Source organism: Pseudorhodoplanes sp. (assembly GCF_050250235.1).
GTDB lineage: Bacteria > Pseudomonadota > Alphaproteobacteria > Rhizobiales > Xanthobacteraceae > Pseudorhodoplanes.
This window is the reverse complement of sequence record NZ_JBFWPA010000141.1, coordinates 1-14,650: the sequence shown is the minus strand read 5'-3', so window position 1 is coordinate 14,650 and position 14,650 is coordinate 1. Positions and strand designations below refer to the sequence as shown.

Annotated in this window: 16 protein-coding genes; 5 read left to right on the top strand and 11 right to left on the bottom strand. The window is 65.1% G+C overall.

The features are described 5' to 3' along the window. Positions 1-62: 62 nt before the first annotated feature. The 4 genes from AB7F49_RS32835 (at position 63) to AB7F49_RS32820 (ending at position 3,339) form a co-directional block, all read left to right on the top strand. The gene (locus tag AB7F49_RS32835) at positions 63-941 is read left to right on the top strand and encodes a F0F1 ATP synthase subunit gamma (protein WP_428530097.1); all 879 of its coding nucleotides are present in this window, start codon (positions 63-65) and stop codon (positions 939-941) included. 13 nt (positions 942-954) lie between these two features. Further along, on the top strand, positions 955-1,359 hold the full coding sequence (locus tag AB7F49_RS32830) for an Ohr family peroxiredoxin (RefSeq protein ID WP_428530095.1): 405 nt from the start codon (positions 955-957) through the stop codon (positions 1,357-1,359). A gap of 17 nt (positions 1,360-1,376) precedes the next feature. Further along, positions 1,377-2,828 carry a F0F1 ATP synthase subunit beta gene (atpD, locus tag AB7F49_RS32825; RefSeq protein WP_428530093.1) on the top strand — a complete coding sequence of 484 codons (1,452 nt, stop codon included), beginning with the start codon at positions 1,377-1,379 and terminating at the stop codon, positions 2,826-2,828. A 100-nt stretch (positions 2,829-2,928) separates the two neighbouring features. Continuing rightward, positions 2,929-3,339: a F0F1 ATP synthase subunit epsilon gene (locus tag AB7F49_RS32820; protein ID WP_428530091.1), complete on the top strand. Its 411-nt coding sequence runs from the start codon at positions 2,929-2,931 to the stop codon at positions 3,337-3,339. Positions 3,340-3,574: 235 nt separating this feature from the next. Here the strand turns inward: AB7F49_RS32820 and AB7F49_RS32815 are convergent, their stop codons facing one another. The 9 genes from AB7F49_RS32815 to AB7F49_RS32775 form a co-directional block, all read right to left on the bottom strand. Continuing rightward, a complete protein-coding gene (locus tag AB7F49_RS32815; RefSeq protein WP_428530089.1) occupies positions 3,575-4,357 on the bottom strand; it encodes a tellurite resistance TerB family protein in 783 nt (260 codons plus the stop codon). Positions 4,358-4,462: 105 nt separating this feature from the next. Then, complete coding sequence (locus tag AB7F49_RS32810; RefSeq protein WP_428530087.1) at positions 4,463-4,966, bottom strand: RNA pyrophosphohydrolase; 504 nt, start codon at positions 4,964-4,966, stop codon at positions 4,463-4,465. Positions 4,967-5,031: 65 nt separating this feature from the next. Beyond that, entirely contained in the window at positions 5,032-6,198 is a 1,167-nt protein-coding gene (locus AB7F49_RS32805) for a divergent polysaccharide deacetylase family protein (RefSeq protein ID WP_428530085.1), read from the bottom strand. 212 nt (positions 6,199-6,410) lie between these two features. After that, the gene (locus AB7F49_RS32800) at positions 6,411-7,748 is read right to left on the bottom strand and encodes a S41 family peptidase (RefSeq protein ID WP_428530083.1); all 1,338 of its coding nucleotides are present in this window, start codon (positions 7,746-7,748) and stop codon (positions 6,411-6,413) included. Continuing rightward, positions 7,745-9,106, bottom strand: a complete 1,362-nt coding sequence (locus tag AB7F49_RS32795; protein ID WP_428530081.1) for a murein hydrolase activator EnvC family protein — start codon at positions 9,104-9,106, stop codon at positions 7,745-7,747. The genes AB7F49_RS32800 and AB7F49_RS32795 overlap by 4 nt, the downstream gene beginning before the upstream one ends. A gap of 61 nt (positions 9,107-9,167) precedes the next feature. Beyond that, entirely contained in the window at positions 9,168-9,650 is a 483-nt protein-coding gene (gene rlmH / locus AB7F49_RS32790; RefSeq protein ID WP_428530079.1) for a 23S rRNA (pseudouridine(1915)-N(3))-methyltransferase RlmH, read from the bottom strand. A gap of 19 nt (positions 9,651-9,669) precedes the next feature. Continuing rightward, the gene (rsfS, locus tag AB7F49_RS32785; RefSeq protein ID WP_428530077.1) at positions 9,670-10,044 is read right to left on the bottom strand and encodes a ribosome silencing factor; all 375 of its coding nucleotides are present in this window, start codon (positions 10,042-10,044) and stop codon (positions 9,670-9,672) included. Between the two features lie 127 nt (positions 10,045-10,171). Continuing rightward, a complete protein-coding gene (locus tag AB7F49_RS32780; RefSeq protein WP_428530099.1) occupies positions 10,172-10,843 on the bottom strand; it encodes a nicotinate-nucleotide adenylyltransferase in 672 nt (223 codons plus the stop codon). 16 nt (positions 10,844-10,859) lie between these two features. After that, the gene (locus AB7F49_RS32775) at positions 10,860-12,152 is read right to left on the bottom strand and encodes a glutamate-5-semialdehyde dehydrogenase (RefSeq protein ID WP_428530075.1); all 1,293 of its coding nucleotides are present in this window, start codon (positions 12,150-12,152) and stop codon (positions 10,860-10,862) included. A gap of 223 nt (positions 12,153-12,375) precedes the next feature. Between AB7F49_RS32775 and AB7F49_RS32770 the strand changes: the two genes are divergently transcribed. Continuing rightward, positions 12,376-12,993 carry a M15 family metallopeptidase gene (locus tag AB7F49_RS32770; protein ID WP_428530073.1) on the top strand — a complete coding sequence of 206 codons (618 nt, stop codon included), beginning with the start codon at positions 12,376-12,378 and terminating at the stop codon, positions 12,991-12,993. A 461-nt stretch (positions 12,994-13,454) separates the two neighbouring features. Here the strand turns inward: AB7F49_RS32770 and AB7F49_RS32765 are convergent, their stop codons facing one another. Next, positions 13,455-13,616, bottom strand: a complete 162-nt coding sequence (locus AB7F49_RS32765; protein WP_428530071.1) for a Flp family type IVb pilin — start codon at positions 13,614-13,616, stop codon at positions 13,455-13,457. 165 nt (positions 13,617-13,781) lie between these two features. Then, a partial coding sequence (proB, locus tag AB7F49_RS32760; protein ID WP_428530069.1) for a glutamate 5-kinase occupies positions 13,782-14,650 on the bottom strand: 869 nt, incomplete at its 5' end.

The window sequence follows — 14,650 nt, the reverse complement described above, 5'->3', positions numbered from 1 at the left end:
CCAGCCCTCCCCCACAAGGGGGGAGGGAGCGCGCCGGAGCAAGTGGTTAGGTCCAAGGACAGATGGCTTCTCTCAAAGACATGCGCGTGCGCATCGCCGCGACCAAGGCGACGCAGAAGATCACCAAGGCCATGCAGATGGTCGCCGCATCCAAGCTGCGCCGCGCGCAGGCCGCGGCCGAAGCGGCGCGCCCCTTCGCCGAACGGATGGACGCGGTACTGCAGAATATCGCGTCGGGCACCGCCGGTTCCGGCACCGCGCCGCGCCTGCTCGCGGGTACCGGCAGCGACAAGGTGCATCTCCTGATCGTCGCGACCGGCGAGCGCGGTCTCGCCGGCGCCTTCAATTCCTCGATCGTGCGGCTGGCACGCGAGCACATCACCAAGCTGCAGTCCGAAGGCAAGGAGGTGAAAATCCTCACCGTCGGCAAGAAGGGCTACGAGCAGCTTCGCCGCAATTACGAGAAGAGCATCGTCGACCGCATCGAGCTGCGCGGGGTCCGCACGCTCGGCTATGTGAACGCGGCGGAGATCGCCGAGAAGGTGATCGCGATGTTCGATCGCGGCGAGTTCGACGTGGCGACCCTGTTCTATGCGCGCTTCAAGTCGGTGATTTCGCAGATACCCACGGCGCAGCAGATCGTGCCGCCGAAATTCGAGGCGCCGGCGGAGACCGGCGGCGCGGCGGCGATCTACGAGTACGAGCCTGACGAGGACGAGTTGCTCGCCGAGCTGCTGCCGCGTTACGTCGCCACCCAGATTTTCCGCGCGCTGCTCGAGAACAATGCCTCGTTCTACGGCTCGCAGATGTCGGCGATGGACAATGCCACCCGTAACGCCGGCGACATGATCCGCAAGCAGACCATCACCTATAACCGCACCCGTCAGGCCATGATCACGAAGGAACTGATCGAGATCATCTCCGGCGCGGAGGCCCTGTAAGGGAGATCGGCGCATGGCTTACGCGATTTCGGCGACGACCAAAGGCGGCCGCAACGGGCGTGCCATTCTGGAAAATGGCGGCCTTGCGCTCGCCATGGGCCTGCAGAAGGAATTCGGCGGCAACGGCGAGGGCCACAATCCGGAGCAGCTGTTCGTGCTCGGCTGGTCGTCCTGCTTCGGCCAGGCGATTCTCGCGCTTGCCAAGAAGCATGGTCTTGATGGCCAGGACGCGCGGGTCACCGTCGCGCTGACGATGGACAAGGACGAGATCAGCTTCGGCTTCAAGGCCGAGATCAAGGTCGCGCTGCCGGGTGCCGACAAGGCCAAGCTGCAGGCGCTGATCGAGGATGCCCACACGATTTGCCCCTATTCGCGCGCCACGCGCAACAACGTGCCGGTCACGCTGACCGCCGTTTGAGTTTCAAGGAGACCGACATGGCCGAAGCCACCGCAGGCAAACCCAACAAGACCGGAAAGATCGCGCAGGTGATCGGCGCGGTCGTCGACGTTCAGTTCGAGGGCAATCTTCCGGCGATCCTGAATGCGCTCGAAACCAACAACGGCGGCAACCGGCTGGTGCTCGAAGTCGCGCAGCATCTCGGCGAATCGACGGTTCGCACCATCGCCATGGACGTGACCGAAGGCCTGGTGCGCGGCCAGGACGTCACCGATACCGGCCTGCCGATCGCGGTGCCGGTGGGCCCCGGCCTGCTCGGCCGCATCATCAACGTGATCGGCGAACCGATCGACGAAGCCGGCCCGGTCAAGGCCGAGGACAAGCGTCCGATCCATGCCGAGGCGCCTGCCTATACCGAGCAGTCGACCGAAGCCGAAATTCTCGTCACCGGCATCAAGGTCGTGGATCTGCTGGCGCCTTATGCGAAGGGCGGCAAGATCGGCCTGTTCGGCGGCGCCGGCGTCGGCAAGACCGTGCTGATTCAGGAACTGATCAACAACGTCGCCAAGGCCCATGGCGGCTACTCGGTGTTCGCAGGCGTCGGCGAGCGGACCCGCGAGGGCAACGATCTTTATCACGAGTTCATCGAATCCGGCGTCAACAAGGATCCGCATGAAGGGTCGACCGAAGGCTCCAAATGCGCGCTGGTGTTCGGCCAGATGAACGAGCCGCCCGGCGCGCGTGCCCGCGTCGGCCTGACCGGCCTGACGGTGTCGGAATATTTCCGCGACCAGGGTCAGGACGTGCTGTTCTTCGTCGACAATATCTTCCGCTTCACGCAGGCGGGCTCGGAAGTGTCGGCGCTGCTCGGCCGTATTCCATCGGCCGTGGGTTATCAGCCGACGCTTGCGACCGACATGGGCGCGCTGCAGGAGCGCATCACCACCACCACCAAGGGCTCGATCACCTCGGTGCAGGCGATCTACGTGCCGGCCGACGACCTGACCGATCCGGCGCCCGCCACCTCGTTCGCCCACCTCGACGCCACCACCGTGCTGTCCCGCGACATCGCCGCGAAGGGCATCTATCCCGCGGTCGACCCGCTCGACTCGACCTCGCGCATGCTCTCTCCGCTGGTGGTCGGCGAGGAGCATTACACCGTTGCCCGTAACGTCCAGCAGGTGCTGCAGCGCTACAAGGCGCTGCAGGACATCATCGCCATTCTCGGCATGGATGAATTGTCGGAAGAGGACAAGCTGACGGTGGCTCGCGCGCGCAAGATCGAGCGCTTCCTGTCGCAGCCATTCCATGTGGCGGAAGTGTTCACCGGCTCGCCGGGCAAGCTCGTGGACCTCGCCGACACCATCAAGGGCTTTAAGGGACTCGTCGAAGGCAAATACGACTATCTGCCGGAAGCGGCCTTCTACATGGTCGGGACCATCGAAGAGGCGGTCGAGAAGGGCAAGCGGCTCGCGGCGGAAGCGGCGTAACGTTCAGCGAATAGCGAATAGGGAGTAGCGAATAGAGGACAGCAATTCGAACGGCGGGAAAACCATTCGCTATTCGCTATTCGCTATTCGCTAAATCACAATGGCCACCTTTCAATTCGATCTCGTCTCCCCCGAAAAGCTTCTCCTGTCTGGCGAAGTCGAGCAGGTCGATGTCCCGGGCGCGGAGGGTGATTTCGGCGTGCTGGCCGGCCACGCGCCGATGGTGGCGGCGCTGCGGCCCGGCATTCTCACGATCCGGCGCGACGGTGGCGAGATCAGGATCGTGATCCTCGGCGGCTTTGCCGAAGTGTCACCGGCAGGGCTGACCATACTCGCCGATAGCGCGGCCGCGGTCGAGGATTTCGACCGCGCCTTGCTCGCCGAACACATCAAGGCCGCGGAAGAGAAGGTCGCGAAAATGAGTGCGAGCGACGCCATCGACAAGGAGATCACCCGGCTCGATCACTTCCGGTCGCTGAATTATCATCTCGAAGGCACCGCGATGCATTGATCGCGCGGGGCGCGCGATCGGAATGCGAAAGCCGGGCCGTGACGCCCGGCTTTTTGTTTCGGGGATTCGTCAGGCTTCTTACCCTCCCCCTTGTGGGCAGGGTCGCCGAGCGTAGCGAGGCGGGGTGGGGGTCCAGCGTGACACTCGCTGCCACCCCCACCCCGATCTCCTTCGCTGGCACTCAGTCGATCGACCCTCCCCACAAGGAGGAGGGTAAGGCGGTGCGTGGGGCTCGCTATGCCCCGACCTTTGCCGGCAGCGTCGCGCCCTCCACCGTCGCATGCAGGTGTTTCACCAGCGCATCGTCGAGATGGAGGCGCGCTGCGAGCAGTCCGAGATAGCCGCGCTCCGACGGGTTGTCGATATCGATGGCGAGCAGCGAAGCGGTGTAGATGCTGGCCGCTTCCTCCGGCGTGCGCGCGGCGCGGGCGACCGCGTCGACGTCGAGCGGCTTGCGCAACTCGTCCATCACGAAGGCCTTGTCATCGGTATCGAGCGGCAGCTTGTCCATCTCGGCGAAGATCGCAGCCTGCTCCTTCGCGTCGATATGGCCGTCGGCCTTGGCCGCTGCGATCATCGCGCGCAGCAGATGCCGGCTGAGCGACTGCTGCTCGGCTTCGCGGGTCGGCGCGAATGGTGTGTCGGCGGGCGGCTGCGGTAGCGAGGAGGCACCGGTCATCGGCATTGTGGACTGCGTCACCGTCTTGCCGGACTGCCAGTTCTGATAGGCCTTGTAGGCCAGTGCGCCCACCACGGCCATGCCCCCGAGCTGCAGCGCGGTACCGGCCATCTTGCGCCCGGACTTCGAGCCCATCAGCAGCGCTGCGAGGCCGCCAGCGACGGCGCCGCCGCCGATACCGCCCATGCTGCCGCCCAGCATGTTGCCGAGGCCGCCAACCATGTCGCCCAACCCGCCCTGCTGCGGTTGCGGCGATGGCACGCCGCGCTGCGGCGCCTGCGGAAGATTCGGCGAGGGCGCACCGAGGAATTGGTCAAGCAGGCGTTTGGTGTCGAGCATGGGCGGCCGCGTCTCCGGTTCAATCGCCGAGAGCTAGGAACGCGGAACGCCAACTTCAGGGCAATCGGATGCGGCGAAACGTCCCGTGTCGCATCCGGTGCCGCCTCAGGCGAAGCGCGAAAATTCCTTCACCACCGTCTCGTAAACCGCCCGCTTGAACGGGATGATGAGGCCGGGAAGGTTGCGCATCGGCTCCCAGCGCCATTCGACGAATTCCGGCTTGTGGCCGCCCGCCGGATTCAGGATATTGATCTCGCCTTCGCTCCCGGTGAAGCGAAAAGCGAACCATTTCTGCTTCTGGCCGCGATACCTGCCTTTCCATGCGCGGCCCGCGATCTGGCGCGGAATGTCGTAGACCAGCCAGTCGTCGATCTCGCCAAGCTTTGCGATCGAGCGAATGCTGGTCTCTTCCTGCAATTCTCGCAGGGCGGCCGCGTACAGGTCTTCGCCCTCATCGACACCGCCTTGCGGCATCTGCCAGCTATGGACCGCATCGACATGCTCCGGTCCGTTGGTGCGACGGCCGATGAAGACCTGGCTGTCGCGATTGAGCACCATCATGCCGACACAGGCGCGATAGGGCAGGGAATCGTATTTGTCCTTTGACATGATGGATTGTGTGCCGGGGCGCGCTGCTATTGCAAGATGGCTCGCCTCGCGGGCCGGCGGAAGCGTCAGGTCGATCGCGCCCGGACCGCTGCGGCGGTGACCGGAATCAGCACGATGCCGCGTCCCTGTGCGGCCTTGGCCCATTTCGCGATGCGGTCGATGCTGGCGGGAAGCGCGGACGAGTAACCCACCACAACGCCGCGCCCGCGTGCGAGCGTCTCAAGCCGCTTCAGCGCGCTATCGATCTCCGCCGCGCTCGGCACCGCGTCGATCACAACCTCCGCCTTGGCGTAAGGCAGCTTGTTGGCGCCCGCGATCTGGCCGGCCTGGCTGCGCGGCGATGTGCCATCATCGACATAGATCAGGCCGCGCTTCGACAACTCGCGAAGGACCGGAGCGAGCGCGTTGTCGGAGGCGGTAAAGCGCGCGCCCATGAAGTTCATGACACCGACATAGCCCTGGATGCGGCTGAACAGCCAGTGCAGGCGATCGACATTCTGCTCGGAGGAGAGCGACGACAGCAGCGTCTGCGGGCCGGGATCGTTGTCCGGATAGTCATAGGGCTCCATGGGAACCTGGAGCAACACCTCGTGGCCCTTTTCCCGCGCCTGCGAGACGTGTGTATCGAGATCGGCGCCGTAAGGGGTGAAGGCGAAGGTGATCGCGCCCGGAAGCTTGGACAGCGCATTGGCAGTTGTGGTCGCCGAGACGCCGAGCCCTCCCACCACGATGGCAATGCGCGGCCCGTCCGGGTTGCGCGTTCCGGCGTCGGGCTTGCGCGCATAGATTTCCGACGGGCGACGGCCGTCGGATGCGATCCTGGGGATCGGGCCGTGCCGTGAGGGTTCGAGCGCACGGGCATCGCCGGTGCCGCGCTTGCCCTCGGAACTCGCGATCACGACCTCCTGGCGCTTGCCGCTGGATCCGTCGATGATGGTGATGGTCTGGGATCCGCCGGTCGTTACGCCGCCGTCCGCAGGCGTACCGGGCGCCGGCTGGTCGAGGCGCGGCTCCGGCTGCGCCGCCGGAGCTTGCGCGGTCTGCGCCGGTGGGATCAGGGCCGCCGCGGTTGGCTCGCCTCCCAGCGGATCGCGCATCAACGCGGCCCATAGCAGGAAGCCCACCAAAGCCGCGCCGAGGATGCTTGCCAGACCCTGGGCAGCCAGTCGTGCGATCGGGAACCGCCGCTGCGGGGCTGCGCCCTGTCCGAGCGGTGCATTCAGATCATCCACGGCGGATGGCCCGGAATTCGCGAATCATCCTGTGACTCTAGCACGGAGTATGATTCGACCTGCGCCCTCACCTCGATGGGCGCGCCCGACGGCAGCCTGGGGGGATGGTTCGTTCGCCGGACGCTGAAAATGAAAACGGCGGCCCCCGCAGGGCCGCCGTTTGACGTTTCCGTCATGCGGTCGCTGTTGCGGCGACCGCAGCCGATTTGCCGTCAGCGTTGCACGGCCGCCCGCTTGCCGCTCGGCGGGAACGCCGAGTTGGTGACCGTGCCGCGCAGCAGGTCGACCGCCATTTTCAACGCCTTGTCGTCCTTTGCATCCGGCGGGATGTAGGATTGCGAGCCGGTCTGCTCGTCGCCGTCGGCCTTCAGGTGGCCGCGCAGCGAGGATTCACCCTTGGAGTCGGCGCGCGCCTTCATGTCGTCGGGCACGTCCTGCAGCACCTCGATATCCGGGGTGATGCCCTTGGCCTGAATCGACTTGCCCGACGGCGTGTAATAGCGCGCCGTGGTCAGCCGCAATGCGCCATTGCCGGCGCCGAGCGGGATGATGGTCTGCACCGATCCCTTGCCGAACGAACGGGTGCCGAGCACGGTCGCCCGCTTGTGGTCCTGCAGCGCGCCGGCCACGATTTCGGAGGCCGAAGCCGAGCCGCCGTTGACCAGGACGATGATGGGCTTGCCCTTGGTCAGGTCGCCCACCCGCGCATTGAAGCGCTGCGTCTCATCCACATTGCGTCCCCGGGTCGAGACGATCTCGCCGCGGTCGAGGAAGATGTCGGAAACCGAAATCGCCTGATCGAGCAATCCGCCGGGATTGTTTCGCAGGTCGAGGACGAAGCCCTTCAGCTTGTCGCCCGGAATCGCGGTCACCAGATCGCCGATCATCTTCTTCACGCCTTCGGTGGTCTGCTCATTGAACTGCGTGACGCGGATATAGGCCACGTCATCGCCTTCCTGGCGGGATCGCACCGAACGCACGCGGATGATGTCGCGGGTGATCGAAATCTCCAGCGGCTTCTCGGCACCCTTGCGCATGACGCGCAGCTTGATCTTGGTATTGACCGGTCCGCGCATCTTTTCGACCGCCTGATTGAGGGTCAGACCCTGCACCGCCTCCTCGTCGAGATGGGTGATGATGTCGTTGGCCAGGATGCCGGCCTTGGCGGCGGGCGTCTCGTCGATCGGAGCTACAACCTTCACAAGGCCGTCTTCCATGGTGACTTCGATACCGAGCCCGCCGAACTCGCCGCGGGTCTGGATCTGCATGTCACGGAAGCTCTTGCCGTCCATGTAGCTCGAATGCGGGTCGAGCCCGGCCAGCATGCCGTTGATCGCGGTCTCGACGAGCTTGGCGTCTTCGGGCCGCTCGACATAATCGGCGCGCACCCGCTCGAACACGTCGCCGAACAGGTTGAGGTGACGATAGGTGTCCGAGGAAGCAGCCGCGCTAGCGCTCATGCCGGCGAACATCCGCGGCTGCACCGCCAACAAGGTGAGCGCGGCACCTGCCGCGGCACCCAGGAGTAGAAGGAATGTCTTGCGCATCATCCGCGGACCTTCTCACTTTCTTTCTTGGCCCACCACGGGCCGGAATCGACGGGCGTGCCGTCCTTGCGAAATTCGACGTAAAGCACCGGCTGGCTGGTCCCCACCTGGCCCGTTCCCGCGGACACAGCGGCCGCCACCTGTGCCGTCCCGCTGCCCATGACCGCGACTGGTTCGCCGGTTAGCACGAACTGGCCGATATCGACGGAAATCCGTTCCATCCCCGCGAGCACGACATGATACCCGCCGCCAGCATTCAGGATCAAGAGTTGCCCGTAGGAGCGGAATGGCCCGGCATAGACCACCCAGCCGTCGCAGGGAGCGGTCACCTGGGCGCCCGGCCGGGTGGCAACCGATATCCCGCGTTCGGTGCCTCCAATACCGTCAGCGGCGCCGAAATCCCGGATTTTGACCCCGTTTACCGGCATCGGAAGCGAACCCCGGGCGGACGCAAACGCGATCGCCGGCGACATCCGGCCGGGATCGCTCAGCGCCGCCAGCGCCTGTCTGGTCGCGCCCTTGTGATCGGCCGCGGGCGCCGATCGGGCAGCCCGCGCGGCGCTGTCGAGCCCCAGTTCCAGCCGCGCCACCAGATCCTTCAGGCTGTCGGCCTGACGGGCGAGGGCGGTCGCCTGCTCGCGCTCCCGTTCCAGGGCCTTTTCCGTTTCGGCCTGCTGCTTCTGGCGCTCCTCGATCAGAAGCGTCATGCGCTGCTGTTCCTCCGACAGCGCCTTGGCGTCGGCCGAAAGCCTGGTGCGCTCGCTCGCAAGCTCGGTGCGTAGAGTTTCCAAAGCACTGAGATCGGCGGCCAGCTGTTCGGCGCGCTGACGCAATTCCGGAACCACCGCACCCAGCATGATGGCACTGCGCAAGGCGCTGGCGGCGTCCTGCGGGCTGACCAGCAGGGCCGGGGGCGGCCGCCGCCCCATGCGCTGCAGCGCGGCCAGAATGTCCGCGATGGTTTCGCGCCGATCGTTGAGTGACCGTCGGAGCCCGCGCTCCCGCTCCTCGAGCGGAGCGACGCGGCCTTCGGTGGCCGAAAGCCGAGCCTCCACCTCGCGGAGCCTCGCGGCGGTTCCGATCAGATCGGAGTTCAGCTTGCGGCGATCCTTTCCGAAGGCCTCGATTTCGCCGCGCAGCCGGGCCTCGTTCTCCGTCGCCCGCTTCTGTTCGGCACGAATGGCCTCAAGTTCCCGTTCGCGCGCCTTGAGAATGTCGTTGTCGACGGCACCTTTGAGAGCCGGCTTTGCCGGTCCGGTCTGGGCAAGTCCTGCCGGCGAGCCGAACGTCGCCGCCGCAAACAAGGCTGTCCCCGCCAGAAGCGGGCGGAAAGCCATCGTTTGCGTGCGGATGTGGTTCATTCGGCTCCAATCCTGCGGTCGAATCGCGGCCATCTTATGCCGTTGCTTGACGCCGGGCGTACTATTCGCGGTGATATGGGTGGCCGGACAGGATTGTGACAGCCCGGTAGAGCTGCTCAAGAAGCATGATCCGGACCAGTTGATGCGGCCATGTGGCCTGGCCGAAGCCTAACGTCATCCGGACTTTCTCCCGCAGCGTGTCGGACAGGCCGTCCGCCCCGCCGATCACGAAAACGGCGAATTCCTGCCCCGCATCGCGCCAGCGGCCGATCTGGTCGGCAAAGGCCGCGCTTCCGAGGCCTTCGCCGCGTTCATCCAGCAGGACCAGTGCGGCGCCCTCGGGAATCACATTGGCAAGGGCAATGGACTCCTCGAGCTTGCGGCGCTCGGCGTCGGGCGCGCGGCTCTCGCGAATTTCCACGATTTCGATGGAGCGGATGCCGATGGCACGACCCGCCTGCACAGCACGTTTCAGGTAGCGGTCGGCGATATCCGCCTCCGCGCCTTTCTTCATGCGGCCGACCGCGAGCACAAGCACGCGCATCGGATCGAATGCCCGCGTCTCAGCTCGACTTGCGTCGAGCCGGACTTTTCGTGTCCGCCCACATCTTTTCGATCGCGTAGAAATCGCGAACTTCGGGGCGGAACACATGAACGATCACGTCGCCCGCGTCAATCAGCACCCAGTCGCAATGCGGCTGCCCTTCGACGCGAATCTGCTTCAGACCGGATTTCTTCAGGTGCTCCACGACGTCGTCCGCGACTGAGCCGACATGGCGGCTGGAGCGGCCCGTGGCTACCACCATGCTGTCAGCGATCGAAGATTTGCCGGTGAGGTCGATGGTGACGATGTCCTCCGCCTTCATCTGGTCAAGGCGTTCGAGGACGACATTCAGGGTCTGGGAGGCGTCACGCACCTCCGAGACGGGTCGCGGCACGGCACTGGTCTTGGCACGGGTCCGCGCGATGACTTGTGTGCTCAGGGGGTCCTTTCCTTCTTACGGTTACGCCCGGCAGATATGGGGACTCACGACCCCTAACTGTAGGCATGTTGCGCAAATACTTTCAACCGTCATCGCGTTCCGCCTCGCGCTCTTTGGCCTCCCGGAGGGCGGTCGACGACAGGTCGGATTTCACGCCATGCAGGTAGACCCATGCCGGCGGGGGCAGGCCGGGCAGGGTGGAGGCGCGGCTTTCGGGAATGCGGGCACGGGCGAAACTGATGGCAGCGGCCCCGGAGGCCGCCCGCAGGCTGAGTCCGCCGCGATCCACCACGGCGATCGGCAGCATCAGGAAGATATCGCGCCAGTTTTTCCAGTGATGGAAGCCCTTGAGATTGTCGGCACCCATGATCCAGACGAAATGGGTTCCCGGCGCTTCGTTCAGGATGAAGCGGATGGTATCGCAGGAATATTTCGTGCCGATGACGGCTTCGAAGCCGGTGACGTCGATGCGCGGATGATCGGCGAGCGCGGCGGCCTGTGCGACCCGCTCATCGAGCCCTGGCAGGCCGCGCGTGTCCTTCAGCGGATTGCCGGGCGTGACCAGCCACCACAGGCGGTCGAGTTGCAGCCGCTTCATGGCCAGCAAACTGACGGCGCGATGCGCCTCGTGCGCCGGATTGAACGAGCCGCCGAACAGGCCGATCCGCATGCCAGGCGCATGCAGCGGGAGCGTGACGCGAGGCCTGGTAACGCTCTTCACCAGCGTTCGCGAGGGTGAGTCGCCGGGCTTCATCGCCACAGGGAAATTGTCACGGCCGGGTCTGCCCGCTGCCGCGGACGCGATACTTGAACGACGTGAGTTGCTCGACGCCGACCGGACCGCGCGCATGCATGCGTCCCGTCGCAATCCCGATCTCGGCACCGAACCCGAACTCTCCACCATCGGCAAACTGGGTCGAGGCATTGTGCAGCACGATCGCGGAATCGACCTCGTTCAGAAAGCGGGCTGCCGCCTGCTTGTCCTGTGTGACGATGGCGTCGGTATGCTGGGAGCCGTAACGGGCGATATGCGCCATGGCGCCCTCGACTCCCTCGACGAACCTGACCGCAATGATGGCGTCCAGAAATTCCTTGCCGAAATCGTCGGCGCTTGCGGGCCTGACGCGGGGATCGACCGCGCGCACGGCATCCTCGCCGCGCACCTCGCAGCCGGCGTCGAGCAGCGCCTGGATGGCCGGCTTGTAGATATTCTCGTCCGCCGCAATGTCGATCAGCAGAGTCTCGGCGGCGCCGCATACGCCGGTGCGCCGCATCTTGGCGTTCAGCACGATGTCGCGCGCCATCGCGGGCTTCGCGGCCTTGTCGATATAGACGTGGCAAATCCCTTCGAGATGCGCGAATACCGGCACCCGCGCCTCCTCCTGGACGCGCGCCACAAGGCTCTTGCCGCCGCGCGGTACGATCACGTCGATATTGCCGCCAAGGCCCGACAACATCTCGCCCACGGCTGCGCGGTCGCGGACCGGAACGAGCTGGATCGAATCTTCGGGCAGCCGCGCCCCGCGAAGCCCTTCCACCATTGCGGCGTGGATCGCGCGCGATGACCTGTGCGAATCGGAGCCGCCGCGCAGGATCGCGGCATTGCCGGCCTTCAGGCACAGCGCACCCGCATCGGCGGTGACGTTGGGGCGGCTTTCATAGATCACGCCGATCACGCCGATCGGGGTGCGGACGCGCTCGATAATCATGCCGTTCGGGCGCTTCCACTTGCTGATCACCTCGCCCACCGGGTCCTTGAGCTCCGCAACCACCTCGAGACCCTCGGCCATCGCCGCGACGCGCTTCCTGTCCAGCGTAAGACGATCGAGAAACGATCCGGTCACGCCGGCCGCCCTTGCCTCGGTGACGTCGTCTTCGTTGGCCGCAAGTATTTCACGCGAGGTGGCGCGGATCGCCTTCGCCATCGCGAACAGCGCCTTCTCCTTTTGCAGCGCCGGCGCGAGCCCCAGGGCGCGGGCGGCCTTGCGGGCACGCCGGCCGATGTCCTGCATCAGGCCGGACACGGAGGACGTGGAATCGACGGTTTTGAGCGACGCGGTCATGGTGTCTGTTGGGTTGATGGCGAACTCAGTCCTATCATGTAACGCTTGGCCGGCGCGAGCGTCAGGGCCCCGGAAATCGCCGTCGAGCCGATCAGGATTCCATATGGATGTGATTGTAGAAATTGAAGAATCGGAGCGGGATCGGCAGTCTTCGAGGTGGCTGGCCGCGATTCGGCCGGCGATTGCCTTGGCGGTTCTTGCCGTCTTGCCTTCAGGAACGCCCGTGAACGCGCAAGCCAGACCTCCCGCCTTCGTCGATGCCGCGGCGGTCATTCCCGGCCTGGCGGTCGACATGCGCTATTTCGGCACCGACAATTTCGTCGGTGCCCGCGTCGACGGATACGAGGCGCCGGTCTGCATTCTGACGCAACAGGCCGCGACCGCCCTTGCTGCCGTGCAGCGCGATCTGGCGCCCCGCAAGCTCGGGCTGAAGGTGTTCGATTGCTACCGTCCAAAAGCCGGAGTTGCGCATTTTGTGCGCTGGGCGCGGGAGGCGGACAACAGCACCAAGGAGAGATACTACCCGCATGTGGCGAAGACCAACCTGTTCCGTGAAGGCTATATTGCTTCCCGCTCCGGACATTCGCGCGGCTCGACGGTCGATCTGACGCTGGTCCGGCTTCCGGGCGGCGACGAACTCGACATGGGGACGCCATTCGATTTCCTGTCGCCGCAATCGGGACTGCACGGCAAGGTGAACGCCGAGGCGCGAGCCAATCGCAAGATTCTCGCCGATGCGATGCGGGCGCGGGGCTTCATCCCCTACGACAAGGAATGGTGGCACTTCACGCTGCGCAACGAGCCGTTTCCGAACACCTATTTCGACTTTCCGGTTCGCTGAAATCTTCAAGCGAAATGGATGCCGCCTGGTGTGAAGAAGCACGTCAGCCGGAAAAAAAATAACGAGACATCTCGGGAGGCACCGGAATGTCTCGTTATCATCGACGGTGTGGCGGCGCACCGGACGAAGAATCGCCCCCAGCCATTCGACGACCCGCGGGCAGGCACCGGTTGAGGGGGAGCGCCAGCCCAGAAGACAGCTCATCGAACCGTCCGTCGAAACGCATACGCTACTGATACATTCCGACCGGTGGACGGTCGGCATTCCAGCGACTCCGTACGCCACTCCACCGATGCAAGATTATGCGCTGCTGTCGGCGTCCCTGCGGTATCATTGCAAGTTGCCACAATTGATCAACATGTCGCTGGGCAACACTGCACGGCAGTTCTGCAACAGCGTCGCGGCATCCGCGCAACAGAGAAGGACCCGGCACCGCCGGGCCCAAGACTGGATGGGTGTCGTTACTTCAGCGCGCCCTGGACGCTGGTAAATGTCGAGGTGAGCTTGGTGCCCAGTCCCTGAACCACAGCGATGATCGCGACCGCGATACCTGCGGCGATCAGACCGTATTCGATGGCCGTGGCACCCGTTTCGTCGCGAAGGAATTTCTGCAAGCAGGTCATTCTGACCTCCGTTTGATGAGGACGCGGAATGTTGGTTCGCAGACATTACCGGCACTCTTAACGGCCATGACGAAACTCCGGGGTATTGGAGCCGCCGCATTCCGATTGTCATGAGTGGTTAGCGGATTGTGTCGCCGATCACGGAAAGCCGGCCGAGGCGGCCAATCAGCGGCCCGACAATACCAGGTCGTCGCGATGGATCATCTCGGTGCGCCCCGAAAAACCGAGAATGAGCAGGATGTCGGCTTTCGAGCGGCCGACGATTTTCACGGCGTCCTCGGCATCGTAGGCCACCAGTCCACGCCCGATCTCGGTACCATCGAGATCACGGATCGCGACCGCGTCGCCCCGCTGGAAGACCCCTTCGAAGCGCTTGATGCCGGCGGGCAGCAGGCTCGCGCCCCGCCGCAAGGCCGCAACCGCTCCGGCATCGATGTGCAGCACGCCCTTCGGCTCAAGTGCGCCCGCGATCCATTTCTTGCGCGCGGTGACCGGGTTGGCGGGCGTGAGAAACCAGGTGCAGCGTCCGCCATCGGCGATCGCGCGCAGCGGATGCAGCGTCTTGCCGGACGCGATCACCATGTGCGTGCCGGCATGGGTCGCGATCTTCCCCGCCTCGATCTTGGTCACCATGCCGCCGCGGGAGAGTTCCGAGCCGGATGCGCCTGCCATCGCCTCGATCTGCGGCGTGATCCGCTCCACCACGGGCACCAGATTGGCGGCGCCTGTGCCAGGCGGGGCGTCATAGAGCCCGTCGATGTCGGAGAGCAGTACCAGCAGGTCCGCGCTCATCATGGTGGCGACGCGGGCGGCAAGACGATCGTTGTCGCCATAGCGGATCTCGGTGGTGGCGACGGTGTCGTTCTCGTTGATGACTGGCACGCTCTTCCATTCCAGCAGCCGGTCGATGGTGGAGCGGGCGTTGAGATAGCGGCGTCGTTCCTCGGTATCGCCGAGGGTCACGAGAATTTGCCCCGCCGTGATGCCGTGGGCGCCGAGCCTCTCCGCCCAGAGTCGTGCAAGCGCGATCTGGC

Bases quoted from the DNA above. Each gene is read 5' to 3' on its own strand.
- AB7F49_RS32815 (WP_428530089.1), bottom strand. From the start codon at position 4,357: ATGCTCGACACCAAACGCCTGCTTGACCAATTCCTCGGTGCGCCCTCG.
- atpD (WP_428530093.1), top strand. From the start codon at position 1,377: ATGGCCGAAGCCACCGCAGGCAAACCCAACAAGACCGGAAAGATCGCG.
- AB7F49_RS32830 (WP_428530095.1), top strand. From the start codon at position 955: ATGGCTTACGCGATTTCGGCGACGACCAAAGGCGGCCGCAACGGGCGT.
- AB7F49_RS32765 (WP_428530071.1), bottom strand. From the start codon at position 13,616: ATGACCTGCTTGCAGAAATTCCTTCGCGACGAAACGGGTGCCACGGCC.
- AB7F49_RS32795 (WP_428530081.1), bottom strand. From the start codon at position 9,106: ATGAACCACATCCGCACGCAAACGATGGCTTTCCGCCCGCTTCTGGCG.
- AB7F49_RS32820 (WP_428530091.1), top strand. From the start codon at position 2,929: ATGGCCACCTTTCAATTCGATCTCGTCTCCCCCGAAAAGCTTCTCCTG.
- AB7F49_RS32810 (WP_428530087.1), bottom strand. From the start codon at position 4,966: ATGTCAAAGGACAAATACGATTCCCTGCCCTATCGCGCCTGTGTCGGC.
- AB7F49_RS32800 (WP_428530083.1), bottom strand. From the start codon at position 7,748: ATGATGCGCAAGACATTCCTTCTACTCCTGGGTGCCGCGGCAGGTGCC.
- AB7F49_RS32835 (WP_428530097.1), top strand. From the start codon at position 63: ATGGCTTCTCTCAAAGACATGCGCGTGCGCATCGCCGCGACCAAGGCG.
- rlmH (WP_428530079.1), bottom strand. From the start codon at position 9,650: ATGCGCGTGCTTGTGCTCGCGGTCGGCCGCATGAAGAAAGGCGCGGAG.
- AB7F49_RS32780 (WP_428530099.1), bottom strand. From the start codon at position 10,843: ATGAAGCCCGGCGACTCACCCTCGCGAACGCTGGTGAAGAGCGTTACC.
- AB7F49_RS32775 (WP_428530075.1), bottom strand. From the start codon at position 12,152: ATGACCGCGTCGCTCAAAACCGTCGATTCCACGTCCTCCGTGTCCGGC.